At 74.0% G+C, this 25,861-nt stretch carries 28 protein-coding genes; 22 read left to right on the top strand and 6 right to left on the bottom strand.

The features are described 5' to 3' along the window. On the top strand, positions 1-1,531 hold a 1,531-nt coding region (locus L6E12_RS17105), incomplete at its 5' end, for a thioesterase domain-containing protein (protein WP_236228923.1). After that, positions 1,528-2,913 (top strand): NAD(P)/FAD-dependent oxidoreductase, encoded by a 1,386-nt coding sequence (locus tag L6E12_RS17100; protein ID WP_236228922.1) that lies wholly within the window; start codon positions 1,528-1,530, stop codon positions 2,911-2,913. The genes L6E12_RS17105 and L6E12_RS17100, both read left to right, overlap by 4 nt. A 15-nt stretch (positions 2,914-2,928) precedes the next feature. On the opposite strand, the gene L6E12_RS17095 is transcribed toward L6E12_RS17100, so the two are convergent. After that, complete coding sequence (locus L6E12_RS17095; RefSeq protein WP_236228921.1) at positions 2,929-3,687, bottom strand: NAD(P)-dependent oxidoreductase; 759 nt, start codon at positions 3,685-3,687, stop codon at positions 2,929-2,931. 295 nt (positions 3,688-3,982) lie between these two features. On the opposite strand from L6E12_RS17095, the gene L6E12_RS17090 reads away from it, so the two are divergent. After that, positions 3,983-4,915 (top strand): ABC transporter ATP-binding protein, encoded by a 933-nt coding sequence (locus tag L6E12_RS17090; protein WP_236228920.1) that lies wholly within the window; start codon positions 3,983-3,985, stop codon positions 4,913-4,915. Then, the gene (locus L6E12_RS17085; protein WP_236228919.1) at positions 4,912-5,655 is read left to right on the top strand and encodes an ABC transporter permease; all 744 of its coding nucleotides are present in this window, start codon (positions 4,912-4,914) and stop codon (positions 5,653-5,655) included. Before L6E12_RS17090 ends, L6E12_RS17085 begins: the two co-directional genes overlap by 4 nt. Here the strand turns inward: L6E12_RS17085 and L6E12_RS17080 are convergent. Beyond that, a complete protein-coding gene (locus tag L6E12_RS17080; RefSeq protein WP_308074929.1) occupies positions 5,604-6,287 on the bottom strand; it encodes a hypothetical protein in 684 nt (227 codons plus the stop codon). The two genes, L6E12_RS17085 and L6E12_RS17080, sit on opposite strands and share 52 nt — an antisense overlap. Before the next feature lie 574 nt (positions 6,288-6,861). On the opposite strand from L6E12_RS17080, the gene L6E12_RS17075 reads away from it, so the two are divergent. Beyond that, a complete protein-coding gene (locus tag L6E12_RS17075) occupies positions 6,862-7,278 on the top strand; it encodes a hypothetical protein (protein WP_236228918.1) in 417 nt (138 codons plus the stop codon). Beyond that, the gene (locus L6E12_RS17070) at positions 7,275-9,008 is read left to right on the top strand and encodes a triacylglycerol lipase (protein WP_236228917.1); all 1,734 of its coding nucleotides are present in this window, start codon (positions 7,275-7,277) and stop codon (positions 9,006-9,008) included. Before L6E12_RS17075 ends, L6E12_RS17070 begins: the two co-directional genes overlap by 4 nt. 603 nt (positions 9,009-9,611) lie before the next feature. On the opposite strand, the gene L6E12_RS17065 is transcribed toward L6E12_RS17070, so the two are convergent. From L6E12_RS17065 to L6E12_RS17050, 4 genes are read right to left on the bottom strand one after another with little or no spacing between them, the layout of a single operon-like run. Then, entirely contained in the window at positions 9,612-10,166 is a 555-nt protein-coding gene (locus L6E12_RS17065; protein ID WP_308074928.1) for a hypothetical protein, read from the bottom strand. 24 nt (positions 10,167-10,190) lie between these two features. Beyond that, positions 10,191-10,643, bottom strand: coding sequence for a universal stress protein (locus L6E12_RS17060; protein ID WP_236228916.1), 453 nt, complete (start codon positions 10,641-10,643; stop codon positions 10,191-10,193). Positions 10,644-10,661: 18 nt separating this feature from the next. Then, positions 10,662-11,477, bottom strand: coding sequence for an ABC transporter permease subunit (locus tag L6E12_RS17055; protein ID WP_236228915.1), 816 nt, complete (start codon positions 11,475-11,477; stop codon positions 10,662-10,664). Continuing rightward, the gene (locus tag L6E12_RS17050) at positions 11,467-12,375 is read right to left on the bottom strand and encodes an ABC transporter ATP-binding protein (RefSeq protein WP_236228914.1); all 909 of its coding nucleotides are present in this window, start codon (positions 12,373-12,375) and stop codon (positions 11,467-11,469) included. The genes L6E12_RS17055 and L6E12_RS17050 overlap by 11 nt, the downstream gene beginning before the upstream one ends. A 153-nt stretch (positions 12,376-12,528) precedes the next feature. Between L6E12_RS17050 and L6E12_RS17045 the strand changes: the two genes are divergently transcribed. The 16 genes from L6E12_RS17045 to L6E12_RS16970 all read left to right on the top strand — a co-directional run. Beyond that, the gene (locus tag L6E12_RS17045; RefSeq protein ID WP_236228913.1) at positions 12,529-14,880 is read left to right on the top strand and encodes a phosphoketolase; all 2,352 of its coding nucleotides are present in this window, start codon (positions 12,529-12,531) and stop codon (positions 14,878-14,880) included. Further along, a complete protein-coding gene (locus tag L6E12_RS17040) occupies positions 14,877-15,959 on the top strand; it encodes an acetate kinase (RefSeq protein WP_236228912.1) in 1,083 nt (360 codons plus the stop codon). Before L6E12_RS17045 ends, L6E12_RS17040 begins: the two co-directional genes overlap by 4 nt. Next, positions 15,956-16,336: an HPP family protein gene (locus L6E12_RS17035; protein WP_236228911.1), complete on the top strand. Its 381-nt coding sequence runs from the start codon at positions 15,956-15,958 to the stop codon at positions 16,334-16,336. Before L6E12_RS17040 ends, L6E12_RS17035 begins: the two co-directional genes overlap by 4 nt. 34 nt (positions 16,337-16,370) lie before the next feature. Then, positions 16,371-17,276 carry a universal stress protein gene (locus tag L6E12_RS17030; protein ID WP_236228910.1) on the top strand — a complete coding sequence of 302 codons (906 nt, stop codon included), beginning with the start codon at positions 16,371-16,373 and terminating at the stop codon, positions 17,274-17,276. After that, positions 17,273-17,707, top strand: coding sequence for a universal stress protein (locus tag L6E12_RS17025; RefSeq protein WP_236228909.1), 435 nt, complete (start codon positions 17,273-17,275; stop codon positions 17,705-17,707). The genes L6E12_RS17030 and L6E12_RS17025 overlap by 4 nt, the downstream gene beginning before the upstream one ends. After that, entirely contained in the window at positions 17,704-17,970 is a 267-nt protein-coding gene (locus L6E12_RS17020; RefSeq protein WP_236228908.1) for a hypothetical protein, read from the top strand. The genes L6E12_RS17025 and L6E12_RS17020 overlap by 4 nt, the downstream gene beginning before the upstream one ends. Then, positions 17,967-18,953: a nitroreductase family protein gene (locus L6E12_RS17015; RefSeq protein ID WP_236228907.1), complete on the top strand. Its 987-nt coding sequence runs from the start codon at positions 17,967-17,969 to the stop codon at positions 18,951-18,953. Before L6E12_RS17020 ends, L6E12_RS17015 begins: the two co-directional genes overlap by 4 nt. Beyond that, positions 18,953-19,858, top strand: coding sequence for a universal stress protein (locus L6E12_RS17010; protein ID WP_236228906.1), 906 nt, complete (start codon positions 18,953-18,955; stop codon positions 19,856-19,858). The genes L6E12_RS17015 and L6E12_RS17010 overlap by 1 nt, the downstream gene beginning before the upstream one ends. Positions 19,859-19,946: 88 nt before the next feature. After that, the gene (locus L6E12_RS17005; protein ID WP_236228905.1) at positions 19,947-21,440 is read left to right on the top strand and encodes a cytochrome ubiquinol oxidase subunit I; all 1,494 of its coding nucleotides are present in this window, start codon (positions 19,947-19,949) and stop codon (positions 21,438-21,440) included. A 14-nt stretch (positions 21,441-21,454) separates the two neighbouring features. Then, complete coding sequence (gene cydB / locus L6E12_RS17000; protein WP_236228904.1) at positions 21,455-22,462, top strand: cytochrome d ubiquinol oxidase subunit II; 1,008 nt, start codon at positions 21,455-21,457, stop codon at positions 22,460-22,462. Between the two features lie 13 nt (positions 22,463-22,475). Then, entirely contained in the window at positions 22,476-23,198 is a 723-nt protein-coding gene (locus tag L6E12_RS16995; protein WP_236228903.1) for a hypothetical protein, read from the top strand. Further along, positions 23,195-23,416, top strand: coding sequence for a three-helix bundle dimerization domain-containing protein (locus L6E12_RS16990; protein WP_236228902.1), 222 nt, complete (start codon positions 23,195-23,197; stop codon positions 23,414-23,416). Before L6E12_RS16995 ends, L6E12_RS16990 begins: the two co-directional genes overlap by 4 nt. Before the next feature lie 66 nt (positions 23,417-23,482). Next, positions 23,483-24,070 carry a hypothetical protein gene (locus L6E12_RS16985; protein WP_236228901.1) on the top strand — a complete coding sequence of 196 codons (588 nt, stop codon included), beginning with the start codon at positions 23,483-23,485 and terminating at the stop codon, positions 24,068-24,070. 248 nt (positions 24,071-24,318) lie between these two features. Continuing rightward, positions 24,319-24,669, top strand: a complete 351-nt coding sequence (locus tag L6E12_RS16980; RefSeq protein ID WP_236228900.1) for a universal stress protein — start codon at positions 24,319-24,321, stop codon at positions 24,667-24,669. A gap of 163 nt (positions 24,670-24,832) precedes the next feature. Further along, positions 24,833-24,946, top strand: coding sequence for an SHOCT domain-containing protein (locus L6E12_RS34785; protein WP_236228899.1), 114 nt, complete (start codon positions 24,833-24,835; stop codon positions 24,944-24,946). Between the two features lie 110 nt (positions 24,947-25,056). Next, positions 25,057-25,861 (top strand): universal stress protein (locus tag L6E12_RS16970; protein WP_236228898.1); only part of this gene is annotated, 805 nt, incomplete at its 3' end.

Raw genomic sequence — 25,861 nt, 5'->3', positions numbered from 1 at the left:
CGACGCGTTCGTCCTGTTCTCCTCCGCCGCCGCCACCTGGGGCGCGGTCGGGCAGGGCGCGCACGGGCTGGTCTGCGCGGGCCTGGAGCAGTTGGCCCGCGACCGGCGCGCCCGCGGCGCGACCGCCACGGCCGTGGCCTGGGGCCCTTGGCCCTCGGTGGACGCCGAGTCCGACGCCGCGCTCCTCGGGCGCGGCCTGCGCCCGATGCCCGCCGGCACCGCCCTGGCCGCCCTCGCCGCCGCGGTCGGCGCGGGGGAGGAGCCGGTGGTCGTCGCGGACGTCGACTGGCCGCGCCTGGTCGAGTCCTGGGCCGCGCTGCGCCCGCCCACCCTGTTCCGCGAGCTGCACACCGTGCAGGACACAGTGGACACCGAGGACGCCGGGGCCGCGCGCGGGTTCGGCGAGCGGCTGGCCGCCGTCCCCGCTGCCGAGCGCGCCGCCGCGCTGCTCGACCTCGTCCGCTCGCACGCCGCCGCCGCGCTCGGCCACGCCGGGCCCGAGGACGTCGAGGCCGACCGGTCCTTCCTGGAGTCCGGCTTCGACTCGCTGACCGCGATGGACCTGCGCGACCGCCTGCGTGACGACACCGGCCTGGCCCTGCCCGCCACCGTCCTGTTCGACCACCCCACCCCGGTCGACCTCGCGGAGCGCCTGCGCGCGGAGTTCGACGGCGGCCCCGCCGGGGTGCCCCACGCCGCGGGCCCCGGGCTGCTCACCGAGCTGTACTCCGCCGCCGTCGCCGCAGGCAAGCTCGACGAGTTCCTGCCGCTGGTCAACGACATCGCGGCCTTCCGGCCCGGCACCACCGACCTCGACCGGCTCGCCCCGCAGCCCCCCGTGCGGCTGAGCCGGGGCGACACCGCGCCCACCCTGGTCTGCGTGGCCGGGCTGTCCCCGATCTCCGGCGCGCACGAGTTCGCCAGGGTGGCGGGGTCCCTGCGCGGCGTGCGCGAGGTGTTGGCCCTGCCGCTGCCCGGCTTCGTCGCAGGCGAGCTGGTCCCGGCCGACTCCGACACCGTCCTGGCCTTCCTCGCCGCGACCCTCGACGAGCACGTCGACGGCCCGGTCGTGCTCGTCGGCCACTCCGCCGGGGCCATCACCGCGCACGCGCTGGCCCAGCACCTGGAGGGCCGCGGCAGGCCGGCCGCCGGGCTGGTGCTGCTGGACCTCTACTCCTGGGAGAACGCCGCGCCGATGGTCGAGTGGCGCGGCGAGCTGGTCGAGGGGGTGCTCGACCGGCAGGAGGCCTACGTCCCGGTCGACGACACCCGGCTGACCGCCTCCTCGGCCTACTACGAGCGGTTCCTGGACTGGAAGCCCGCGCCGCTGACCGCGCCCACGCTGCTGGTGCGCGCGTCCGAGCCGCTGGGGGAGTGGACCGACGACAGTTGGCGCACCTCCTGGCCGTTCGAGCACACCGGCGTCGACGTGCCGGGCAACCACTTCACCATGGTCGGTGAGCACGCCGCGCACGTCGCGGCCGCCGTGGAGCGCTGGCTCACCGACCACGTCGCGAGGGAGAGCGAATGAACCCGACGCACGCTGTCGTCCTCGGCGGCGGCCTCGCCGGGACGCTGGCCGCCGCCGCCCTGGCCGGGCACACCGACCGGGTCACCGTGGTCGAGCGCGACGCGCTGCCCGACGGCCCGCGCCCGCGCCGCGGCGTGCCGCAGGCCCAGCACCTGCACGTGCTCATGTCCGGCGGCGCCCGCGCGATGGACGAGCTGCTGCCCGGCACCACCGACCGGCTGCGCGCCCGCGGCGCGCACCGCTTGGGCGTGCCCGAGGACGTGGTGACGCTGTCCGCCGACGGCTGGCAGCACCGGTTCCCGGCCACCGAGTTCATGATCACCTGCACCCGCGACCTGACCGACTGGACCGTCCGCGAGGCCGCCATCGCCCTGCCCGGGGTGACCGTGCGCGCGGGCGAGGTCGACGGGTTGGCGGGTACCGCGGGGCGGACCACCGGCGTTGTCGTCGACGGCGAGGTCGTGCCCGCCGACCTCGTGGTCGACTGCACCGGCCGCGCCTCGCGCCTGGGCCACTGGCTGACCGCCCTCGGCGCCCCGGAGCCCGCCGAGCAGGTGGTCGACTCCGGGCTGGCCTACAGCACCCGCGTGTTCGCCGCCCCACGCGGTGCGGAGACCGGCTTCCCGGTGGTCAACGTCTTCGCGGATTACCGCAGCGGGCAGCCCGGCCGCTCGGCCAGTCTCGTCCCGGTCGAGGACGGGCGGTGGATCATCAGCCTCACCGGCACCCGGGGCGCCACCCCACCGGTCGACGAGGCGGGTTTCGCCGAGTACGCCGCCTCCCTGCGCGACCCGGTGATCGCCCACCTCATGCGCGCCGCCGAGCCGCTGACCGCCCCGCGCGCCTCGCGCAGCGCCGCCAACCGCAGGCTGCACTGCGGGGGCGAGGGCTGGCCGGAGGGCCTGGTCGCCCTCGGGGACTCCGTGGTGGCGTTCAACCCCGTCTACGGCACCGGCATGTCCTCGGCCGCCCGCTCCGCGGTGGCGCTGTCCCGCGCGCTGCGCGAGCACGGCCACGCCCCGGGCCTCGCCGCGCGCGCCCAGCGCGCCATCGCAGAGGTCGTGGAGACGCCGTGGACCGCGGCCACCACCCAGGACGTCCGCTACCCCGACTGCCGCACCACCCTGGTCGACCGGGCCGCGCTGGTTCCCACGGCGGAGGCGGAGAACATCTCCCGCTGGGTGGGCGCGCTCGCCCTGCGGCACCCCGTGGTCAACGCCGCCATGACCGAGGTCATCACCGTCAACTCGACCTTCGCCGCGCTCCGGCGGCCCGAGGTCGTCGCGGCCATGACCGGCGCGGGCGCCCGCCCGGCCCTGCGCGAGGTGCCCTTGCGCGACGACGAGTGGCGCGTGGTGCGGGGGGCGCTCCCGACGGGCTGAGCGCCCCGGGCGTCCTCAGCGGACGAACTGGCCCTGCTGGGCGTCCAGGACGGGCACGTACCGGTCGAGCACGTCCTGGTACCCCAGCGCCCCGAGCCCGGACCTGCCGGTCAGCTCGCGCAGCCGGGACACCCGCACCACGTGGTCGCTGCGGCGGTCGACGAGGTCGAACTGCGGGACGACCCCCAGCAGCCCGGTCACGTACTGGACGATGTCGAGCACCGGCACCGACACGCCGGAGGCGACGTTGACGACCTCGCCGGTGACACCGGCGGCCAGCAGCGCGTCCAGCGCGGCCAGGAAGTCCTGCACGTCCATCAGGTCGCGGCGGGCGCGGGTGAAAACGCGGACGACGCCCGAGCGGGCGTCGCGGATGAGGGTCGGGACGAGCTGGTGCGCGGGCTGGTCCGGTCCGACGAGGTGGGTCAGGCGCAGCACCAGCCACCGGCAGCCGCTCTCGCGCACCACCTGCTCCATGTCCCGCTTGTGCCTGCCGTAGGGCGTGGTGCCCTCGTGCGCGCAGCCCTCCTCGCCCAGGCAGCCCGGCGTGCCGTACACCGCGGCCGAGGCCGTCGACAGCAGCACCAGGACCTCACCGCGCTCGCGGCAGCTCCGGGCGGTCTCGGCCACCAGGGCCCGCTCCCTGGCGAACGCCGCGTCGTGGTCGCCGGTGGACACCAGCGACACCCCCGCCGCCAGCACGACGGCGCCGGGGTGGCGGTCGACCAGGGTGCTCAGGTGTCGCGCCAAGAACCCGTTCCCGATGATCCGCATGTGGCACCGTCCACTGAGAGCGCTGTCGCGCGCCGGTCAACGGACTGTGGTGCCGGTACGCCCTGACAAAGCTGCTTTCTAGCGCACAGCAACGGGTCCGGATCCCCCTGCGCATCCCCTACCGCGCGCGCGGACGACCCCTGTTCGCCTCGGTCGAGCTGCTGATGGACGTGCCCGCTGCTCCGATCGGGGGTGGGGGAAGGCCCACCGGGTCGTGGGCGTACACGGATGTCGCCGCGGGCCGGTGGGCAATAACCTTGTCCCCAAGATCGCGGGAAGTGGAGGGATCGCGACGATGCCGATCATCGAAGTCGAGCACCTGGCCAAGCGGTACGGCGACCACGTCGCGCTGCGCGACGTGACGTTCTCCGTCGAGGAGGGCGAGGTCTTCGGCATCCTGGGCCGCAACGGCGCGGGCAAGACCACGACCGTCGAGTGCCTGGAGGGCCTGCGCCGGGCCGACGCCGGGCGGATCAGCGTCCTGGGCATGAACCCCGCCGAGCACCCCGCCGCCCTGCGCGCCGACCTGGGCGTGCAGCTGCAGGAGAGCGCGCTGCCGGACAACATGAAGGTCTGGGAGGCGCTCGACCTCTACAGCTCCTTCCACGCCCACCCCGCGGACTGGAAGTCCCTGCTGGAGGAGTGGGGCCTGGCCGAGAAGCGCAACGCCCGCTTCGGCAAGCTCTCCGGCGGGCAGAAGCAGCGGCTGTTCATCGCCCTGGCCCTGGTCGGCAACCCCAAGGTCGCCATCCTCGACGAGCTGACCACCGGGCTGGACCCGCAGGCCCGCCGCGACACCTGGCACCTCATCGAGCGCATTCGCGACCGGGGCGTCACCGTCCTGCTCGTCACGCACTTCATGGACGAGGCCGAGCGGCTCTGCGACCGGGTGGCGGTCTTCCACGACGGCGCGGTCGCCGCGGTGGACACCCCGGCCGCGATCGTCGCCCGCGCGGGCGGCGACCAGCGCGTCAGCTTCACCCCGTCGGCCCCCGTCGGCGACGACACCCTGCTGGCGCTGCCCGGCGTCGCGGGCGTGGACCGCAAGGGCGGGTCGGTCAGCGTCACCGGCTCCGGCGACCTGCTCCAGGTGCTGACCACCGCGTTGGCCCGCCTCGACGTCGTCCCGACCGGGCTGCAGGTGCACCAGGCCGGGTTGGAGGACGCGTTCCTCGCCATGACCGGTGCCGCCCCCGCCCCCACCCAGACCGAGGAGGCCGCCCGATGAACGCCCTGGGCAAGATGACCTTCACCGAGACCAAGCTCATGCTGCGCGACCCCGCGACCGCGGTGATGACGCTGGCGTTCCCGCTGTTCCTGATGACGATCTTCGGCATCATCCCCGGCTTCCGCCAGCCCTACGACGGCTTCGGCGGGGCCGCGGTGATCGACACGTTCATCCCCGGTGTCACCGTGCTGGTGGTGCTCGCGGTGCTGGGCCTGAGCATCATGCCGGTGTACCTGGCCACCTACCGCGAGCGCGGCGTGCTGCGCAGGCTGGCCGCCTCGCCGGTCTCGCCGACGCTACTGCTGGTCGCCCAGATCCTCGTCAACGTGCTGCTGGCCATCGCCGCGGTCGTGCTGCTGATCGTGTTCGCCCGCTTCGCCTTCGGCGTCAAGCCGCCCGGCAACCCCGCGGGCTTCGTGCTGGCGTTCGTGCTCAGCACCACCACCGTGCTGTCGCTGGGCCTGCTGATCGGCGCGGTGGTCAAGAGCAGCAAGTCCGCGACCGCGATCGGCTTGGCGGTGATGTTCCCGCTGCTGTTCCTCGCGGGCGTGTGGACCCCGGTCGAGCTGCTGCCCGGCCCGCTGTCGGCCATCGGCACCGCCACCCCGATGGGCGCGGCCCTGCAGGCCATCCGGGACTCGTGGAGCGGCGACTTCCCGCCCGCGCTGCAACTGGGCCTGATGGCGGCCTACACGGTCGTGTTCAGCGCCATCGCCGCCCGCACCTTCCGCTGGGAGTAGCGCGCGGGACCGGGCGCCCTCGCCATGCCCCGACGAGGACGCCCGGTGTCCCGGCCCGCGGGCCGCTGGTGGATCAGGGCAGGGTGTCCAGGAACGGCCGGTGGCCGTTCTGGAACCAGCGGTCCCGGTTGATCGACCACGTCATCAGCCCCCCGCAGGGCAGGTGACGCCCCGCCGCGCAACGCGTAGCCCCCGCAGCTCTGGTGGCGGGTCAGGCAGCTCAGCGCCTGCTGCACGGCGGCGGGCGCGGTGTGGCCGTTGCCCGCACTGACCGCGGCGGCCACCCCGAACGCGATCTGGTCCTCGCGCAGGCCCGGGAACACCTGACCGGTGTCGACGACGGGGAACCCGGCTTCGAGCATGTCGGTCATGGCGATGTGGAAGTCCGCGCCGCCCACCATGTGGTACCGGCCGTCCAGTCCCATCACCGGACCGGAGTTGTAGTCCTGGACGTGCAGCACGGTCAGCGCGTGGATCACCGGTAGGTAGGAACCGGTCCGGTTGTCCCCGGGCGCCGGTGCCGCCGTAGAACTGGTGGCCACTCGGACGAAGAAGGTCTCCGGCGCCATCGACAGCACGAAGCCGGCGCCGTAGCGGAACTTCAGCGACCGCAGCGCGGCGACGAGGTTCACCACCACCGGCGTGGTCGGGTTCCGGAAGTCGGTGTCCCCGACGCACCACCAACCGCCGCCGCGACGACGGCAACCGCACCCGACGAAGCCCCACCACGTTGTGCACACCGCCGGGATCGGCGGTGTGCACAACCAGCCCCACCGCACACCGCCACAGCGGGCACCGGCCGGGACAACGGGGCAGGACTCGGAGGCAGACCCAGCGGCGGGATCACGTCAGGGCTCACCACGACCACCCCCGAACGGGGTGGATCAACCCGGAACGGGTGTCGAAGTGCCACTCAGTACAGCAGGCAAAAATGTGCGGATTCCCCACTGAGAAGTGTCCGAGGGTGGGCCCTGGCCCCCACGACTCACACTTGGTACGTGAGCCTGGTGCCGAACTGGCCCCACTGCACCGGTGTGCTCACGTCGAAGTCGGTAAACCATCTGACTCGCTGACGTCCCCCACCAGCTCCCAACTGCCAGCAGCCCAGTCCGATTGGGGAGATGGTTCGACCGGTGTTGCACAGGACGCGCTCATCCACGTGTTCAGGTGGGTAACACGGGCCGCCCTTCGCGCGACGTGGGGGCTGTGAAGCGGGTGATCGTGGTCGCGTTGGTCTTGGTGGGTCTTGGGGTGGGGGCGTTCTTCGTGCTCAACCGGGGTGAGGCGGCTCCAGTCGGGGGGAGTCCGGTAGCAGTGGCTGAGCCAGAGAGCGAGTCGGGTGAGATCGCCGCAGCGCTCCAGCGGCTCAAGACCGACCCAGCATCGCTTGTCGCCACCAACAGCGCCGAGGAGGTCGCCGGGCGGGCTGGTCAGGGCGTGCCTCCTGGGACGGACATCAAGGTCGACGAGGGCTCCTGGGAGCCTGACGGGGCCGGGGGTGGCGTCATCGCCGTGACCCTCACGCCGCCGGGAGGCTCACCGCAGGTCTATGCGGCCGTCATGGTTCTCGAGGACGACGGGTGGAAGGTGCTCGCCACCGCTCCCGTAGAGGGGGCGCCGTGAAGCGGCTCATGGTCCTCGCGCTCGCCGCCGCCGCGTGTGTCGCGGCGCCAAACGCCCATGCCCAGGGCGGTGACCCCGTTGCATACAAGTGTCCCGGGGTGCAGCTCGCCCCCGCCCTCAATGACGACAAGAACCCAGACGGAACCACCGTGCGGATCACCCCCGACTCGCGCGGCAAGTACGTCCCCGTCGTCGTCGTGCATGGGTGGACCGGGAAGTCCACCCATGACGACAAGCGGGAGGGCGCCTTCTCGCACAAGATCGATCTGACCACCAACCAGCTCGGGACCGTGCAGGCCGCTCGCTCGCTCGTCGGCCAGTTCCAGCGCAACCCCGGCGCCGCCGTGTTCACCTTCGACTACCACCAGCGGTCGGCCAACTGGGTCGACGACGCGCAGATCGGGCCTGCGCTCGGCGCGGCCATCGACTGCCTCCACGAGGCCAGTGGCGAGAAGGTCATCGTCGTCGCGCACTCCATGGGCGGGTTGGCCACCCGTCACGCGCTGGGACAAGAGCCGGGCCGGGCCGACAAGGTGAGTTCCGTGGTCACCTTCGGTACCCCCAACACCGGCTCGCTCGTCGCCATGCTCGCCAATGCGGTCGTAACCGGTGCCGGCGTCACCAAGCAGGGCGCGGTGCTGCGGATGCTACTGGCCGCCTGCGGGACGGCGGCCACCTCAAACCTCGACACGGGCACGCCCTGCGACATCCTCCCCGCCCAGGTGCGCGCCGCCGACTCGGCGGCGGGGCGGGCGCTGCGGTCCGGGTCTTCGCAGCTCAAGGCGCTCAAGCCGTTCCCGGACAAGGTGCGGGTGCACGCGCTGGCCGGGGACACGGCCTTCACCGTGCCCAAGATCGGGTGGTTCGCCCTGCCCTGGGAGACCGACAACGTGCCGATGGGCGACCTGGTCGTCATGACCGACTCGGCCACCCAGGGCGCGGACGCGGTGACCAAGGCGTCGTGCAGCTATCAGCTCAGCCCGGTCCGCGGGGCGACGGACGCTATCGGCCTGGCCATGCGCGTCATCTCCCGCAACGACGTCGCGCAGCCCGTGACCTCGGCGATGGGCGCCTGCTTCCACGGCAACCTCATGCGCTCGATCCAGCTGACCAACGAGGCCACCGGCATCGTCAACGACGACATAGCGGGCCGCGCGCCCAAGACCACCGTGCGCAACGTGACCCCCGTGGACGAAGCGGGCAACCCGGCCCCGGGCTACACGGTCACCGACGAGCCGGACGAGATCGATTGCAGCGTGAACGGGGCCTCCTACCCCTCGCCCGCCTCTGTCGGGAAGAACATCGTTACCTGCTCGCCGGGCGCTGCCTCGGTCGATGTCTGCTGGGCCCAGCCCGACCGCTACACCGCCCTGTGCGCCTGGGATCCAAGGGAAAAGACCCTCCGCAGGCACCGCTCCACCACCCCGTTGTTCCCCGTCGGACCAGCCGAGGATCCAGCCCCCTGGGCCATCGACCTGGACAATGGCGACAAGTGCCGCATCCGCAACGGCGGCTCCTGGCCTGGCCGCTCGGACGACCTCGTCGGCGCGTACGCCTGCTCGGGCCAAGACAACGTCGTGCTTGCCCCGCAGGCCGGAGACGCCCCAACGATCGACAAGACCGCGGGCGCGTGGACCGTCCAGTACGGGGTGCTCGACGATAAGGCCTCGGGCTCGCCCGCGCCGGAGACGGTGGGTGTGCGGGTGGCCTACTTCGCTGCCTCGCCCTGAAGCAGCAGCTCGTCGACCCGGTCCAGCGAGAGGTCGGCGGTCGCGAACTCCGTCAGGACGCGTTCGGGCGCGCAGCAGCGTCTCGATCTCCGAGCGCGCGATCACGACCGTGTCCGCCATCAGCCCCAGCCGGATTCGGTCCGGCGTCCCGCGCATGTCCAAGTACATGCCATGTCCTCGGAGTCCGACACCGCGGGCCACGTCAGCTCCGACGCGCCGGCGACGACCCGGCGCCGGTTGTCCGGGATCAGCTCGTTCTGCCGCTACCTCGCTCGCCATGACCTCGCCGGCGCCAACCCCACCGTCGGAGTGCAGCGCCCGACCGTGGACCCGGACCACACCGTCACCGTCGGCCTGTCCCGGGAGGAGGCCCGCGCCCTGGTCGCCGCCGCGGACGTCGACACCGGGCCGCAGCGGCTGCGCACCCGGGTGGTGGTGCGGCTGCTGGTGCATAACGCCCTGCGCGTCGACGAACTCGCCGCCGCGAACATCGCCGACCTCGGCCACGACCGCGGGCACCGGAGCCTGGAGATCACCGGCAAGGGCAACCGCAAGGTCAAGATTGCCATCACCCGCCCACCGGCGCCGCCCTCGACGACTACCTCACCGACCGCGCCCAACCTGCATCTCCCCGCGGTAGGCGGGGTCGTGTTCCTGGACCGCCGCCGCCTGGGCCGCCCCCGTGGTCAGGGCCTGCCGGTCGAACGGGTCGGTGACCGGGACCAGCAGGGCGCCCTCGGCGCCGGCGCGCTCGACCAGCAGGTCCAGGTGTTCATCGGGCACCGGCCAGGAGGAGTACCGGCGCCGGTCGGTGCGGCGGCGGGTCAGGGCGGCGGCCAGGGCGATGTCGGAGTCCTCCGGGGCCCGGTGGTGGGTCTCGACGGCGGCGAGGTGGTCGGCGTCGGCGGGGTTGGGCAGCAGGTGCACCCTGGCCGCCAGGCCGAGCCCGGCGAGTGCGGTCCGCAGGTGGTGCAGGGCGGCACCGCAGCTGAGCAGCAGGTCCCGGCCGTCGGGGTCGGTGGCGGGCAGGGCCCGGGTGCGGTCGGCCATCAGGTGCACCGAGTGCTCGCCGACCAGCCACCGCCAGGGTTGCGTGTTGTGCACCGACGGGGCCCGGCAGGCCAGGGCCAGGGCGTCGCGCACGGTCTTGGGGTCCATCGGTGGTCCTCTCAGCGGGTGTTCTCAGGCCCGGTCGGCGGGGATGATCGCGACCGGGCAGTGGGCGTGCCGCACGACCTCGGCGGCGAAGGCCCCGACCCCGTCGGCCAGGCGCGGAGCCGTGTGGTGGGCGCCGATGACGACCAGCAGCGTGTCCCGCGCGGCCTCGGCCAGGACGCGGCCGGAACGGCCGGGGACCTCGGCCAGGTCGACCTGGCCGTGGGCGACGGTCTCGGTGGACACCTCGTCGACGAGGCGGGCCAGCGCGGCGGCGTCGTGGTCGGGGTGGGGCGCGCCGTGGGGCTGGATGCCCATCGACATGGCGGGCACGAACGCGGCCTCCGGCGCGTGCACGTGCACGGCGGTGACGCGGGCACCGGCGTACCGCCGCGACTGCGCGACGGCCCAGCGCAGCGCGGCCACGCCGGCGGGCGAGCCGTCGAAGCCGACGACGATGGTGTTGTCGTGGTGGGACATGTCTTCCTCCGGTTCGGATCAGGTGTGCAGGTCGCGGCGGGCGAAGACCACGGCGGCGGCCACGGTGGCCGCGACCGAGGCGGTGGCGATGAGGACGGCCCCGAGCACCGGGAACCCGTCGGTCAGCGCCGCTCCCGGGGCGGCGGTGAACGGGGACAGGACCCGCCACGGGTGCAGCCAGCCGACCCGTTCGCCGAGGGAGGAGACGAGGAAGGTCAGCAGCGCCAGGCCGGTGCCGACCGCGGTGGCCGCGCCGCGCCTGCCGGTGGCCGCGCCGACGGCCAGGGCCACCGCGCCGAACACCGCGGCGATCAGCGTGCTGACCGCGACCGCGCCCAGCACGCCGCCGACGCCGACGTCCAGGTCGGCCAGCAGGGACCCGGTGAGGACGGTGACCGCGAGGACTGCGGCGCACAGCAGCAGGTTCAGCAGCACCGCGAGTCCCTTGGCGGCCAGCAGCGCGGTGCGCGAGATGGGGTTGGCCAGCAGGAACTCCAGGGTTCCGCCGCGCTCGTCGACCGCGGTGGCCGCAGAGGCCTGCGACACCGCCAGGCCGATGAGCATCAGCGGTACGGTCAGGCTGAACAGCTCGGCCCGCAGGTAGCCCGGGCCGGTGGCGAAGTCGCCGCCGATGTCGAACAGCGTGCGCAGCGCGGGCGGGTAGTTGTCCATCAGCCGCACCAGGTCGGCGGCGACCGCGCGCACTGCCGGGTAGGCCGACAGTTGCAGCGCCGACAGCAGGAACACCCCGAGCGTCCACGCCGCGGTGTTGGCCCGCGTCCGGCGCAGGGCCAGCCGCAGCAGGGCTGGGAGTCGGGTCAGCTCAGTGCGCATGGGTCCGGTGCCTCTCCACGTAGTCGACGAACGCGTCCTCCAGGTCAGGCTCGTGACCGGTGACCGACCGCGGGTCGTGGTCCGCGGCCACCCGCAGCAGCTCCGCGACCGGGCCGGTGAACCGGCAGCGCACGGTCGCCCCGGTCGCGGTCACCTCGCGCACGCCGGGCAGGTCCTCGAACACCGCGGCGGGGACCGGGGTGGCGAAGCTGAACTCCACTTCGCGCAGCGCCGCCCCGGTCAGCTCGTCGACCCGGCCGACGAGTTCGAGCCGCCCGTCGAGCAGCACCCCGATCCGGTCGGCGGTGCGCTCGACCTCCGACAGGGCGTGCGAGGACAGCAGCACCGCCCCGCCGCGGTCGGCGTAGGCGCGCAGCCAGTCGTGCAGCACCCGCTGCGCGAGCGGGTCGAAGCCGCTGGAGGGTTCGTCGAGCAGCACCAGTTCCGGGTCGTGCAGGAACGCCTGCACCAGGCCCAGCTTCTGCCGGTTGCCGCGCGACAGCTCGCCCCACGGCCGGTCCAGCTCCAGTTCCAGCCGGTGCGCCAGGTCGTGCGCGGTGGCCAGGTCCGGGTGCCCGCGCAGCCCGGCGCACAGCCGCAGTACCTCGTGCCCGGTTAGCTCCGGGTACACGGCGAAGTCGGCGGGCAGGTAGCCGACCTTCGACCGCACGGCCACCGAGTCGCGGCGGGCGTCGAGGCCGAGCAGCCGTGCCCGACCGGCTGTCGGCCGGATCAGGTCCATGAGCACCCGCAGGATCGTGGTCTTGCCCGCGCCGTTGGGGCCGAGCAGGCCGAACACCTCGCCCGCCGCGACCCGCAGGTCCACGACGGACACCGCGCGCCTGCGGCCGTAGTCCTTGCCGAGACCCGAGGTCTCGATCGCCGGTCTTCCCGTCATGGCCCCACGGTCCGCGATCCGGCGCTCGGTGGGCAGTGCCCTTGCGCATCGCGGGCGAGGACCTTTGGTCCCCGCCCGGTCGGGTCCCGCGGCGCTGCCGGGTGCCCGCCGCCGTGGCAGACGATCTGTGTGCCACCGAGTTGAGGAGCACCGATGAGCGTGAGCACCGCCCCCGCCGCCCCGGCGGACGCCACCCTGAGCAGGGTCGACGCCTGGTGGCGGGCGGCGAACTACCTCGCCGCCGCGCAGATCTACCTGCTCGACAACCCCCTGCTGGACCGACCACTGCTGCCCGAGCACGTCAAGCCGCGGCTGCTGGGCCACTGGGGCACCGTCCCCGGCATCACCCTGACCTATGCCCACCTCAACCGGGCGATCATGGCCCACGGGCTGCGCGCGATGCTCGTCGTCGGCCCCGGGCACGGCGCCGCCGCGCTCACCGCCGCCTCCTGGCTGGAGGGCACCTACTCCGAGTGCCACCCCGAGGTCGCCCAGGACACCGCGGGGATGCGCGAGCTGGTCCGGCAGTTCTCCTTCCCCGGTGGGGTGCCCAGCCACGCTTCCCCGCACGTGCCCGGGTCCATCCACGAGGGCGGCGAGCTGGGCTACAGCCTCGCCCACGCCACCGGTGCCGCGCTGGACAACCCCGGTCTGCTGGTGGCCTGCGTGATCGGCGACGGGGAGGCCGAGACCGGCCCGCTGGCGACCAGTTGGCACGCCCCGCGGTTCCTCAACCCGGTGACCGACGGCGCGGTGCTGCCGGTGTTGCACCTCAACGGCTACAAGATCGCCAACCCGACGCTGTTCGCCAGGATGGGCGCCGACGAGCTGCACGCGGTGCTGCGCGGGTTCGGGTGGCGGCCGATCGAGGTGACCGGGGACGACCCCGCCCAGGTGCACCGCGCCTACGCCGCCGCCCTCGACAACTGCGTGGCCGACCTCGCCGACCTGCGCGCGCACCCCGATGGCAGGCCGCGGCCGATGATCGTGCTGCGCACCCCCAAGGGCTGGACCGGCCCGTCCGCTGTGGACGGTGTGCCGGTGGAGGGCACGTGGCGGTCGCACCAGGTGCCGCTGACCGGTGTCCGCGAGGACCCGCACCGGCTCGCGCAACTGGAGGCGTGGCTGCGTTCCTACCGCCCGGAGGAGCTGTTCGAGACCGACGGCTCGCCGACGCCGCTGGTGGGCTGCTGGGCGCCCCGGCCCGAGCTGCGGATGAGCGCGAACCCCATCGCCCACGGCCAGGTCCAGCTCGACCTGCGGCTGCCGGACCCCGCCGCGCACGCGGTCACCGTCGCGGCTCCCGGCGCGGTGGTCGCCGAGGCCACCCGGGTCCTCGGCGGCTACCTGCGCGACGCGATGGCCCTCAACGCCGAGCACCGCAACCTGCTCTGCTTCGCCCCCGACGAACACGCCTCCAACCGGCTCGACGCCGTGTTCGAGGTGACCGGCCGCCGGTGGCTGCTGCCCACCCACGACGGCGACGAGCACCTGTCGCCGACCGGCCGGGTCTTCGAGGTCCTCTCCGAGCACCTGTGCCAGGGCTGGCTGGAGGGCTACCTGCTCACCGGCCGCCACGGGCTGCTGTCGACCTACGAGGCGTTCGCGCACGTGGTCGACTCGATGGTCGCCCAGCACGCCAAATGGCTGCACACCGCGGCGACCGTCCCGTGGCGGCGGCCGGTGCCGAGCCTGAACTACCTGCTCACCTCGCACGTGTGGCGCCAGGACCACAACGGCGCCTCCCACCAGGACCCCGGGTTCATCGACCACGTGCTGGCCAAGCGGCCCGAGGTGTCCCGCGTGTACCTGCCCCCGGACGCGAACTGCCTGCTGTCGGTCACCGACCACTGCCTGCGCACCCGCGGGCTGGTCAACGTGATCGTCGCGGGCAAGCAGCCCGCGCCGCAGTACCTCACCGCCGACGAGGCCGCCGCGCACTGCGCCCAGGGCCTGGGCGTGTGGGAGTGGGCGAGCACCGACGGCGACGGCGACACCGACGTGGTCCTGGCCTGCGCCGGGGACGTGCCCACCATGGAGACCCTGGCCGCGGTGGACGTGCTCCTCGGGCTGGTGCCCGACCTGCGGGTCCGGGTGGTCAACGTGGTGGACCTGGCCAGGCTGTTCAGCCCCGGGCACCACCCGCACGGCATACCCGACGACGTCTACGCCGAGGTCTTCACCGACAAACCGGTGATCTTCGCCTTCCACGGCTACCCGTGGCTGATCCACCAGCTCACCTACGACCGCCCCGGCCACGACAACCTGCACGTGCACGGCTTCCACGACCGCGGCACCACGACCACCCCGTTCGACATGTGCGTGCTCAACGAACTGGACCGGTTCCACCTCGCGCTCGCCGCCCTGGAACGGGTGCCGCGCCTGGGTGACCGCATCGGGCACCTGCGCCAGCACTTGATCGGCAAGCTCGCAGAGCACGACGCCCACGTCCGCCGGACCGGGTTGGACCTGCCCGAGGTCAGCGACTGGGGGTGGCGGCGATGACCAGGTACCTGACCGTCAACCCCGGGTCCAGCAGCCTGAAGCTCGCCGTGATCGAGGACGACCGGGTCGTCGAGGAGCACACCGTGGACGGCTGGCTCGGCGAGAGCGACCCGCTCATCGGATTCGCCCGCCACGCCCACCCCGACGCCGCCGCCGTGCGGATCGTGCACGGCGGCGACCGCCCCGGCCCGACGCCGCTCACCACCACCGAGCTCGACGACCTGGCCCGGTACGTCCCGCTCGCCCCGCTGCACCAGCCGATCGCGCTGCGCCTGGCCCGCGACACCGTCGCCCTGCTGGCGGGCACACCCGTGCACGGCTGCTACGACACCTCCTTCCACCTCGGCCTGCCCGCCCGCGCCCGGCTGTGCGCCCTGCCCAGGGGCCTGGCCGAGCGGCACGGCATCCGCAGGCACGGCTTCCACGGCCTGTCGGTCGCCCACGCGGTCCGCCGGGCCGCCGAACTGCTCGGCAGGCCGGTCGGGGAACTGCGCTTGGTGGTGGCCCACATCGGCTCCGGTGTCTCGGTGACCGCGGTGGACCGTGGCCGGTCGGTCGACACCACCATGGGGTTCAGCCCGCTGGAAGGGCTGCCGGGCACCACCCGCAGCGGTTCGCTCGACCCGGCCGTGGTGCTGCACCTGCTGTCCACGGGGGACTTCGACATCCCCGGCCTGCGGCGGGTCCTGGTGCACCAGTCCGGGCTCGCCGGGCTCTCGGGCACCGACGGCGATGTGCGCACCCTCCTGGGGGCCCGAGCCGCCCGCAGCGTCTACGCCGCGGAAGCACTGGACCTGTACACCCACCGCATCGCCCGCGAGATCGCCGCCGCGCGGGTCAGCCTGGACGGCCTCGACGCCCTCGTCCTGACCGGCGGGGTGGCCGAGCACCAGCCTGGGCTGTGCCGCGACGTGCTGCGGGACCTGGGCCACCTCGGCCTGCCCTCCGAGCCGCCGACGGGGGAGCGGGTGGTCGAGTGCGGACCGGAGGCGGCCCTGCTGGTCGTGCCCGCCCGCGAAGACCTGGAGATGGTCCGCCAGATCCGGACCGCCACCTCCCGGACGGGGGTGCCTGCGTGATCGGCACCGAGACGACCGTGCGGACGGCCATGTCCCCGCTGGTGGTCGGCATCGTCCCCGACGCCACCGTGTCCGTCGCCCTGCGGCTCATGGCCGTGCGCGGCGTCGCCCACCTGCCGGTCATCGCCGATGGCCGCTGCCTGGGCACGTTGTACGAGGCGGACCTGCTCTGGCACGCCTGGGCCTCCGACGACACCGATCCCGTCCGCGCCGTCATCCGCGACGGGGTCCCGGCGATCGACGTCGACCGCACGCTCACCGACGCCGCGGCGCTGATGCTGGCCGAGCACACCGACGTCCTCCTGGTCACCGACCAGGACAAGCTCACCGGGATCCTCACCGCCGTCGACGCACTGCGCGGCCTCACCAACACCTGATCAGTACACAACAGACAGTCAAGGAAGGTTCGCCATGACGATCCACACCGCGACAATGCTCGCCGCCGTCGACGGCTCGGAGTCCTCGACCAGGGCGCTGCGCTGGGCCGCCCGCGAAGCGGGGCGCCGCCACTGCGCGCTGCGCGTGGTCACCGTCCACCCCTGGCCCGTCACCGGCTACCCCGAGGCGCTCGTGGCCGCCGGGCAGTTGCACGACGGGCTGCGCACCCAGTCCCGGGAGATCCTCCGCGCCGCGCAGGCCGTCGCCGCCGAGACCGCGCCGGAGGTGCCGGTGAGCACCGAGGTCCTCGAAGGCGACGTCGTCCCCCGGCTCCGCGCGGCGGCCGCGGACGCGGTGCTCACGGTGCTGGGTTCCCGCGGCCTCGGCGGCTTCTCCGGGCTGCTGCTCGGCTCCGTCGCGGTCGGGCTCGCCGCGCACGCCACCCACCCGGTCGTCGTCGTGCGCGGCGACGAGCGCGACGAGGACCGGCGCGTGGTCGCGGGCGTCGACGGCAGCGCGGCCGACGAAGCCGTCCTCGGCTTCGCCTTCGCCCACGCCGCGGCGACCGGCGGCGTGCTCACCGTCGCCCACGCCTGGGGCGACTTCGCCGTGGACGGCCTGCGCCTGGGCGCGTACCCGCCCATGGACTGGACACCGGTCGCCGAGTACGCCGAGCACGTGGTGTCGACGGCGGTGGCGCCGTGGCGGGACAAGTACCCCGCGGTGACCGTCGAGAAGGTGGTCAGCAGGGGCTGGCCCGCCGCGCTGCTGCTGGAGCGCTCGCACCACGCCGGGCTCGTCGTCGTCGGCTCCCGCGGCCGGGGCAACCTCGCCGGGCTGCTGCTGGGCTCCACCAGCCACGCGCTCATCCACCACTGCGCCTGCCCGGTCGCGGTCGTCCGGCCGGACACCACCACCGACCAGGAGGTCCACCCGTGAACGACCAGACCAGGCCCGGGATCATCGTCGTTGGGGTCGGCGGCTCACCGACCGCGGAGGCGGCCCTGCAGTGGGCGATCCGGGAAGCGGCACGCACGCACCAGCGGCTGCACGCGGTCACCGTGCGGCGATCCGACGAGCCGGAGGACAAGCGCCTCGCGCAGCACGTGTCCGACGTCGGCCACGACCACCCGGGGGTGCCCCTGCGCCACCGGGTGCTCCGCGGACCGGTCGGGCAGGCCCTCGTCGAGGAGTCGGAAACCGCGGCGATGCTCGTCGTGGGCAGCCACGGGATGTCCCGCGTGCTGTCGGCGTTGCTCGGCTCGGTCAGCGCCTACTGCGTGCGCCACGCCCGCTGCCCGGTGGTGGTGGTCCCCGCCGTCATGGCAGGCACCGCGCCCGCCGCGCTCACCCCCGGGCCGCTGCTGTGAGCGCCGCGGACCGCCGCCGCGCGGTGCGGTGCGCCGCCTCGGCCGCCGAAGACGCCGCTGACCTGTGGCTCCTGCTCGACGTGCTCGGCCTCACCGCCGTCGAGGGGAAGACCACCGTCGAGGGGAAGTCCGCGGCAGGCGCTGAGACATCCCCCGCCCCCGACGCGCACCCGGTCGCCCCACCCGCACCGGAACTGGTGCGCGCCTTGACCGTCACTGTCCTGTCCGACCTCGGCGTGGCGGTGTCCGGGAGGACCCGATGAGCGAGTGGAACCAGTCCGAGACCGCGGTGCTCGCCGCCGCGGTGAGCCGGGCCCCGTCGGTGCACAACACCCAGCCCTGGCGGCTGGAGCTGCGCGGTCGGGAAGCGTCGATCCTCGAACGCACCGACATCTCCCTGCCCCGCCACGACCTGCTCGGCCGCGACCGGCTGATCTCCTGCGGCGCGGCGCTGACCAACCTGCGGCTCGCGGTGCGCAGGCTCGGCTGGTCCGAGCACTGGCAGCAATTCCCCGACTCGGGTAGGCCGAACGAGATCGGCAGGGTGTGCGCGGACGTCCCGCTGGCCCCTGACGACAACGACCTGAGCGCCTACCGGGCCATCCGCGACCGCGCCAGCCACCGCGCCCGCTTCGGGCCCGAACCGGTCCCGGGGGCACTGGTGCGCAGGCTCGTCACCCCGCACGACCTGCCCGGCGTCGCCGTGCAGGTCGTGCACAGCCCCACCGCGACCACCGGACTCGCCCACGTGCTGCACCACGCCGCCCTCATCTTCCGCCACGACCGCGCCTACCAGCGCGAACTCGCGGCGTGGACCGCGCACGGCGACGGCGACGGGCTGCTGGAGCGCGGCGGGCGCGGGACGCTGCCCTGGACCGGGCTGGTCACCGGTGACACCGCGGTGCCCGACGAGCACGTCCTCGCCGAGCGGCTGGCCACCGAGACCCACCTGCTGGTGATCACCGTCGGCGACGGGCGCAGCGACCACCTGCACGCGGGCATGGCACTCGAACAGGTCTGGCTCGCCGCCACCGCCGCCGGGCTCGGCGCCTCCGTCATCACCCAGCCGCTGCACCTGCCCGAGGTCCGCGCGGGCCTCATCGAGCGCCTCGACCTCGCCGGGTACCCGCAGGCGCTGCTGCGCGTGGGAATGCCGACCGAGGTCCCCGAACACAGCCCGCGCAGGTCCTTCGCCGACCTCCTGCACCCACCCGCCCCCACACCGCACCCGAAGGAGACCGTCTGATGACCACCGAGGAGCGCTCGGGCCGACCCCGTGTCGTGGTGGGTGTCGACGGGTCGGCGCCCGCCCTGGACGCGGTGCGCTGGGCCGCCGAGGACGCCGTCCGCCACGGACTGCCGCTGCGGCTGGTGCACGCCTGTGCGACGCCCCCGTTGCGCCACCACCGCTCCACCGCTGTCGCCTCGGACAGCCTCGACCTGCTGATCGACCGCGGCAGGCAGTTCCTGCGCGAAGCCGTGGCGTTCGCGGTGCACGTGTGCCCGGGGCTGGAGACCGAACAGGACCTGCGGGTCGGGCAGCCCGCCGAGGTGCTCCTCGACGCCGCGGCCGGGGCGCGGATGCTGGTGACCGGCAGCCGCGGCCTCGGCGGGTTCCGCGACCTGCTGCTGGGATCGGTGTCCTCGGCGGTGTCCGACCACGCCACCTGCCCGGTCGTCGTCGTCCGCAGCCCCGCCCTGGGCGGGCCGCCGCGGTGGGACGGTCCGGTCGTGGTCGGGGTGGACGGCACCCCGGCGAGCGAGGCCGCCGTCGCGGTCGCGTTCGAGGAGGCGTCGCTGCGCGGTGCCGTGCTCGTCGCGGTGCACACCTGGAGCGACGTGGCGTTCTCCGGCATGTGGATGACGCTGCCGCTGATCGTGGACTGGGACGTGGTGGCGGCCGAGGAGGCGCACCTGCTCGACGAGCGGATGGCCGGTTGGCAGGAGAAGTACCCCGACGTCGAGGTGCGCCGGGTCGTGCGCCGCGACCGCCCGGTCCGGGCGCTGCTGGACGTGGCCCAGGACGCGGCGCTGCTGGTCGTCGGCAGCCGCGGGCACCACGACTACGCGGGCCTGGGCCTGGGCTCGACGAGTCGCGCGCTGCTGCACAGCGCGTGCTGCCCGGTCGCCGTGGTGCGGCCGCACCACTGATGGTCCTCGGCGGATCGGGTCGGAGGTCCCGCCCGCGAGCCGACCTCGGGACCTCCCCACCCGGTCCGCGTCGAAGGAGAGTCGAAGCATGAACGTTGTGGACCTGGCGCGGTGGCAGTTCGGCATCACCACCGTCTACCACTTCCTGATGGTGCCGCTGACCATCGGTCTCGCCCTGCTGGTGGCGGGGATGCAGACCGCGTGGGTGCGCACCTCGGAGGTGAAGTACCTGCGGATGACCAAGTTCTGGGGCAAGCTGCTGCTGGTCAACTTCGCCATGGGCGTGGTCACCGGCATCGTGCAGGAGTTCCAGTTCGGCATGTCCTGGAGCGAGTACTCCCGGTTCGTCGGCGACGTGTTCGGGGCGCCGCTGGCGATGGAGGGGCTGGTCGCGTTCTTCGTCGAGTCCACGTTCCTGGGGCTGTGGATCTTCGGCTGGGACCGGTTGCCGAAGAAGGTGCACCTGGCGTGCGCGTGGGCGTTCTCGCTCGCGTCCATGGCCTCGGCCTGGTTCATCCTGGCCGCCAACTCCTGGATGCAGCACCCGGTGGGCGTCGAGCTGGTCGACGGGCGACCGAAGCTGACCTCCATCTGGGCGGTGCTGACCAACAGCACCGCGCTGGCCACGGTGCCGCACACGGTCGCGGGTGCCTTCGCCGTCGCCGGGTCGTTCCTGGTCGGCATCGCCGCCTGGCACCTGTGGCGCAAGCACCGCGACGCGGGTTCCGACGCCGGTGACCGCGCGGTGTGGCGTGCCTCGCTCAGGCTCGGCGGCTGGGTCGGCGTCGCCGCCTTCGCCGTGCTGGCGATCACCGGCGACGTGCAGGGCAAGCTGATGTTCGAGCAGCAGCCGATGAAGATGGCCGCCGCCGAGGCGCTGTGCACCACCGAGGAACCCGCCGCGTTCTCCGTGTTCGCCGTCGGCGACGTGTCCCGGCCGGACTGCGCCGACGTCAAGTCGATCACCATCCCGGCCCTGCTGTCGTTCCTGGCCACCAACGACTTCGACTCCCAGGTCAAGGGCGTCGACCAGTTGGTGGGGGAGTACCGGGCGAAGTACGGGACCAACTACCCGGTCGACGAGCGGCTGGGGGAGTTCTCCGGCAAGCCGATCGACTACGTGCCCGACCTGCCGGTCACCTACTGGGGCTTCCGGCTGATGATCGGGTTCGGCGTGCTCGCCGTGCTCGGCGCCGCCGGGGCGCTGTGGCTGACCCGCCGCGGCCGGGTGCCGCGCGGGCGGTGGTTCCCGCTGCTCGGGCTCGCCGCGATCGCCACCCCGTTCCTGGCCAACAGCTTCGGCTGGATCTTCACCGAGATGGGCCGCCAGCCGTTCATCGTCGCCCCCAACCCCTCCGGCGCGGAAGGCGCGTGGATGTTCACCGCCCAAGGGGTCTCCGGGCTCTCCGCGGGTGAGGTGCTCACCTCGCTCATCGTGCTCACCCTGGTCTACGGCGTCCTGGCCGTCGTGGAGTTGTTCCTGATCACCCGCTACGCCAGGGCGGGTGTGGAGGGGGTCATGCCCCCGCCGTCGCCGCCGGAGGAGAAGTCCGGCGACGACAAGCTCGCGTTCGCCTACTGACCCCGGAGACCACGATGGATCTCGCAACGCTCTGGTTCATGATCATCGCCGTGCTGTGGCTGGGCTACCTGTTCCTGGAGGGCTTCGACTTCGGGGTCGGCATGCTGCTGCCGGTGCTGGCCCGCGACGAGGACGAGCGCCGGGTCATGGTCAACACGATCGGCCCGGTCTGGGACGGCAACGAGGTGTGGCTGCTGGTCGCGGGCGGGGCCACCTTCGCCGCCTTCCCCGGCTGGTACGCCTCCCTGTTCAGCTCCGCCTACCTGGCGCTGCTGCTGTTCCTGGTCGCCCTCATCGGCCGCGGCGTCGCCTTCGAGTACCGCGGCAAGGTCGACACCGACCGCTGGCGCCGCGGCTGGGACACCGTGATCGTCGGCTGCTCCTGGGTCGCGGCCCTCGGTGTCGGGCTCGTGCTGTCGTGGAACGTGTGGGGCCTGCCGCTGGACGCGGCGGGGGATCGGGTCGGGGGCCCGTTCGCCTTCCTGGGGTGGCCCACCCTGCTCGGCGCGGTCGCCGTCGCCGGGTTCGCCCTGGTGCACGGTGCGGCGTTCACCGCGCTCAAGACCGAGGGGCCGCTGCGCGAGCGCGCCAGGGCGCTGGCGCTGCGGACGGCCCCGATCGCCCTGGTACCGCTGGCGGTGCTGCTGGTCCTGGTGCAACTGCGGTCGGGGTCGCTGTGGACGTGGGTGCCGCTGCTGGTGGTCGTGGGTGCGGCGGCGACCGCGCTGCTGCGGCTGCGCGCCGCCCGCGAGGGCCAGGCGTTCGCCGCCCTCGGCGTCGCCGTCGCCGCGACCGTGGTCACCCTGTTCGGCGCGCTCTACCCCGACGTCCTTCCATCCACCGTGGACCCGGCGTTCTCGCTGACCGTGGCGGGCGCCGCGTCGAGCCCCTACACGCTCACGGTCATGAGCTGGGTCGCGCTGTTCGGCACCCCAGCGGTCCTGGTCTACCAGGGCTGGACCTACTGGGTCTTCCGCAAGCGCATCGGGGTGCACCACCTGCCCCCCGTCCACACCCCGTGACAAGGAGAGAACCATGACCACAACCCCCGACGTCGCCCGCCCGCAGGTGGTCGTGCGCGGCGTGCACGGCGAAGGCATCGGCGACTACGCCACCGACCGGATCACCACCGCCCTGACCCACCACGGCGTCGTGGCGCGGCACGTCCGGATCACCGTCTCGCTCGACCCCGACCCCGCCGTGGGCAGACCCGCCACCGCCAGCGCGGACATCGGGGTCGACGGCGGCCTCCACGTCCGCGCGACCGCCCCCACCCCGCGCGACGCGGTCGACCTCCTGCGCCACCGGCTCCTGCGCAGGCTCGCCTCGGCACACCGCCCGCAGGACCACCGCGGCCCGCGCCCGCCGCAGGGGTCCGCGGGCCGCCACCGGGTGGTCGCGCACTCGCTCTACGCGGCGGCACCGGTCTCGGTCGCCGCCGCCGTCGAGCACCTCGACGACCTCGACGCCGACCACCTCCTGTTCACCCACACCACCGGCACCGACTGCCTGCTGCGCCGCACCCCGTGCGGCTACGAGCTGTCCGCCGTGTCGGGCGAACCACCGGTCGCGCCGCCGGAACTGCCGGTCCGGGGGGTCGGGTACCCGGCACCCGGGCTGACCGAGACCCAGGCCCGGCTGCGCCTGGAGGTCTCCGGCGAGCAGTCCCTGTTCTACGCCGACGCCGCCGACGGCCGCGGCCACCTGGTGCTCCGCCGCGCCGACGGCGACATCGAGGAGATCGGACCGGACCGGTGACGGTCCTCGCACCCGAGGCCGTCGCCGAAGAACTCTCCGGAGTCGCCGCCGCCCTCGTCGAACAGTTCGCCGGACGCGTCCACCCGGACCGGGTTCGGGAGGTGGTGGCGCAGACCCACCGCGACCTCGCCGCGCAGGCCACCGTCGTCGCCTTCCTCATCCCCCTGACCGCCAACCGCGCCCGGACCCGCCTCGACGCCGAGGCCGGGGTGGGCTGAACCCCCTGTGAAGCACATGAGGTGGGCGCCCCCGGGTGCCCACCTCACCCGTGTCCGAGGAGAGCCATGACCGCTCCCGCCCGCACCGCACCACTGCTGCGCGCCTGGATCACCACCGTCACCGTCGCCGAACTCGTCGGGTTCACCGTCCCCGTTCTCGTCGGCGCGGTGACCGCCGACGCCCCCACTGCCGTGGCGCTGCCCGGGTTGGTGGCCGCCGGTGCGGCGGAGGGGGCGCTCCTGGGCTGGGGGCAGGCGCGAGTCCTGCGCCGGGTGGTGCCCGGGTTGCCGCGGGTCCGCTGGACCGCGCACACGGCCGCGGGGACGGCGCTCGCGTACCTGCTGGGCATGCTGCCGTCCACACTGGACGCGCCGTGGGGGGCCGCGGTCGTCGGCCTCCCGCTGCTGCTGTCGCTGGGACTGGCCCAGTTCCCGTTGCTGCGCGGCCGGGTCCGCTGGGCCGCGCACTGGGTGTGGGTGACCGCGGTCGCCTGGGTGGCGGGCATGGCGGTGTTCCTGTGCTTCGCCACCCCGCTGTGGCACGAGGGCCAGCAGACTTGGCAGGCGGTGGCCATCGGCATCGCGGGCGGGGCGCTGATGGCCACCACCGCGGCCGTCGTCAGCGGACTGGCGCTGGTGCGGCTGTCACGCTGACTGCCCGCCTGCCGCGTCCCGTGAACCACATGGTCGGGGCCTGCTCCCACAGGTGGTGCAGCGGTGCGCCCACCCTAGCCGCCGATCAGCCCCCAGGCCTTGGTTGGTGCCGGGGTCCGGCGCTGCCCGCCCGCGGGCCGATGCGCGCTGTCCGCTCGGGACCAATGTCCCGCGTGGGGCGGTCCCGCGCACCTGTCCGCAGGCCCCCACCGCGGACAGGTGCGGGTGAGGTCGACGGAGGGACGGACATGGGTGTGACGGGGTATGTGGTGGGCCTGGACACCACCCGCGCGGGCGCCGCGGCGCTGGCGTGGGCCATGACCGAGGCCGAGCGGACACACCGACCGGTGCGGGCGGTGACGGTGTGGCGCAGCGGCCCGCCGTTCCCCTGGGCCGAGGGGGTCCTGCGGACCCTGGAGGCCGCCGCGGCCGCCCACCCGCACGTCGACCTGGCCCACCGCGAGCTGACCGGCCCGACCGCCGCGGCCCTGGTGCGCGCCGCGCGGGAAGCGGAGCTGATCGTGCTGGGCCGCGACGGCGGCGCCGGGTTCGTCGCCGCCCACTGCGCCCGCGACGCCCGCTGCCCGGTCGTGGACTGACCGGGGCGGGGACCGCGGGCATGTCCGGCCCCGGCCCCCCGCCCGGTCACCGCCGCAGGGCGGCGTCGAGCAGCACGCGCCGCTCTGCCGCGCCGACGGCCGCGCGCACACCGGGGACCGAACCCGGGTCGACCGACACCGAGGTAATGGCCAGCCGCACCAGGTGTCCGGTGTACTCCGGGCGCGTGGACGGCGCCGCCTGCTCGACGAGCGCTACGCCCGCGGCGAGATGGACCCGGAGGAGTACCGCGAGCGGCGCGAGGTCCTCGGCTGCTGAGCTGTCGGGACGATGGTCCCTGCCCGTCGGTGCCGCACGGTGCTGTCGTGCCCGGTACCGCGGGGGCGATCGTGGTGGCAACCCATTCCGCCTCCGTCCGGGAGACCACGATGACCAGTTCCGCACCGTTGCCCGTCCTCGTCGCGGTGGACGGGTCCGAGTCCGCGACCGCCGCGGTGCGGTGGGCCGCCGGGGAAGCCGCGCGAACCGCCGCACCGCTGCGGGTCATCACCGTCTACTCGTGGCCGGTGATGGGGTTCTCCGAGAGCACCGACGCGGGCCGCGAACTGCTCGGGCGGCTGCGCGCCGAGGCCGCCCGGACCGTCGGGGCAGCCGCGCGCGCCGCCGCCGAGGCGGAGCCCGGGCTGGTGGTCTCGCACGCGGTGCGCGCTGGGGACCCGGTCGAAGTGCTGCGGGACGCCAGCGCCGACGCCGCGCTCCTGGTGCTCGGGTCGCGCGGCCTCGGCGGCGTGGCGGCGCTGCTGCTCGGCTCCACCGCGGTCGCCATGGTCGCCCACGCGCACTGCCCGGTCGTCGTGGTCCGCGGCGGTGTCCCGACCCCGCGGACCGGGCGGGTCCTCGCCGGACTCGACGGCGGCCCCGGCGACGAGGCGGTCCTGCGGTTCGCCTTCGAGCACGCGACCGCGACCGGGGCCACCGTGGCCGCCGCGCACTGCTGGAGCGACACCTTCCTCGACGCCGCGTACGCCGCCGACTACGCCTCCTACGACTGGGGTCCACTGGCCCGCCGCGCCCGCGACCTGGTCGCCGGGGAAGTGGCGCCGTGGCGGGCCAAGCACCCGGACGTCCCGGTCGAGCAGGTGGTGATGCGCACCTCCCCGACCCGGCTGCTGCTCGACCAGGCCCTCGACGCGGAACTCGTGGTCGTCGGCGCCCGCGGGCGCGGCGGGTTCA

The organism is Actinokineospora sp. PR83 (assembly GCF_021056305.1).
GTDB classification, from domain to species: Bacteria; Actinomycetota; Actinomycetes; order Mycobacteriales; family Pseudonocardiaceae; genus Actinokineospora; species Actinokineospora spheciospongiae.
This window is presented reverse-complemented; position numbering and strand designations above follow the sequence as displayed.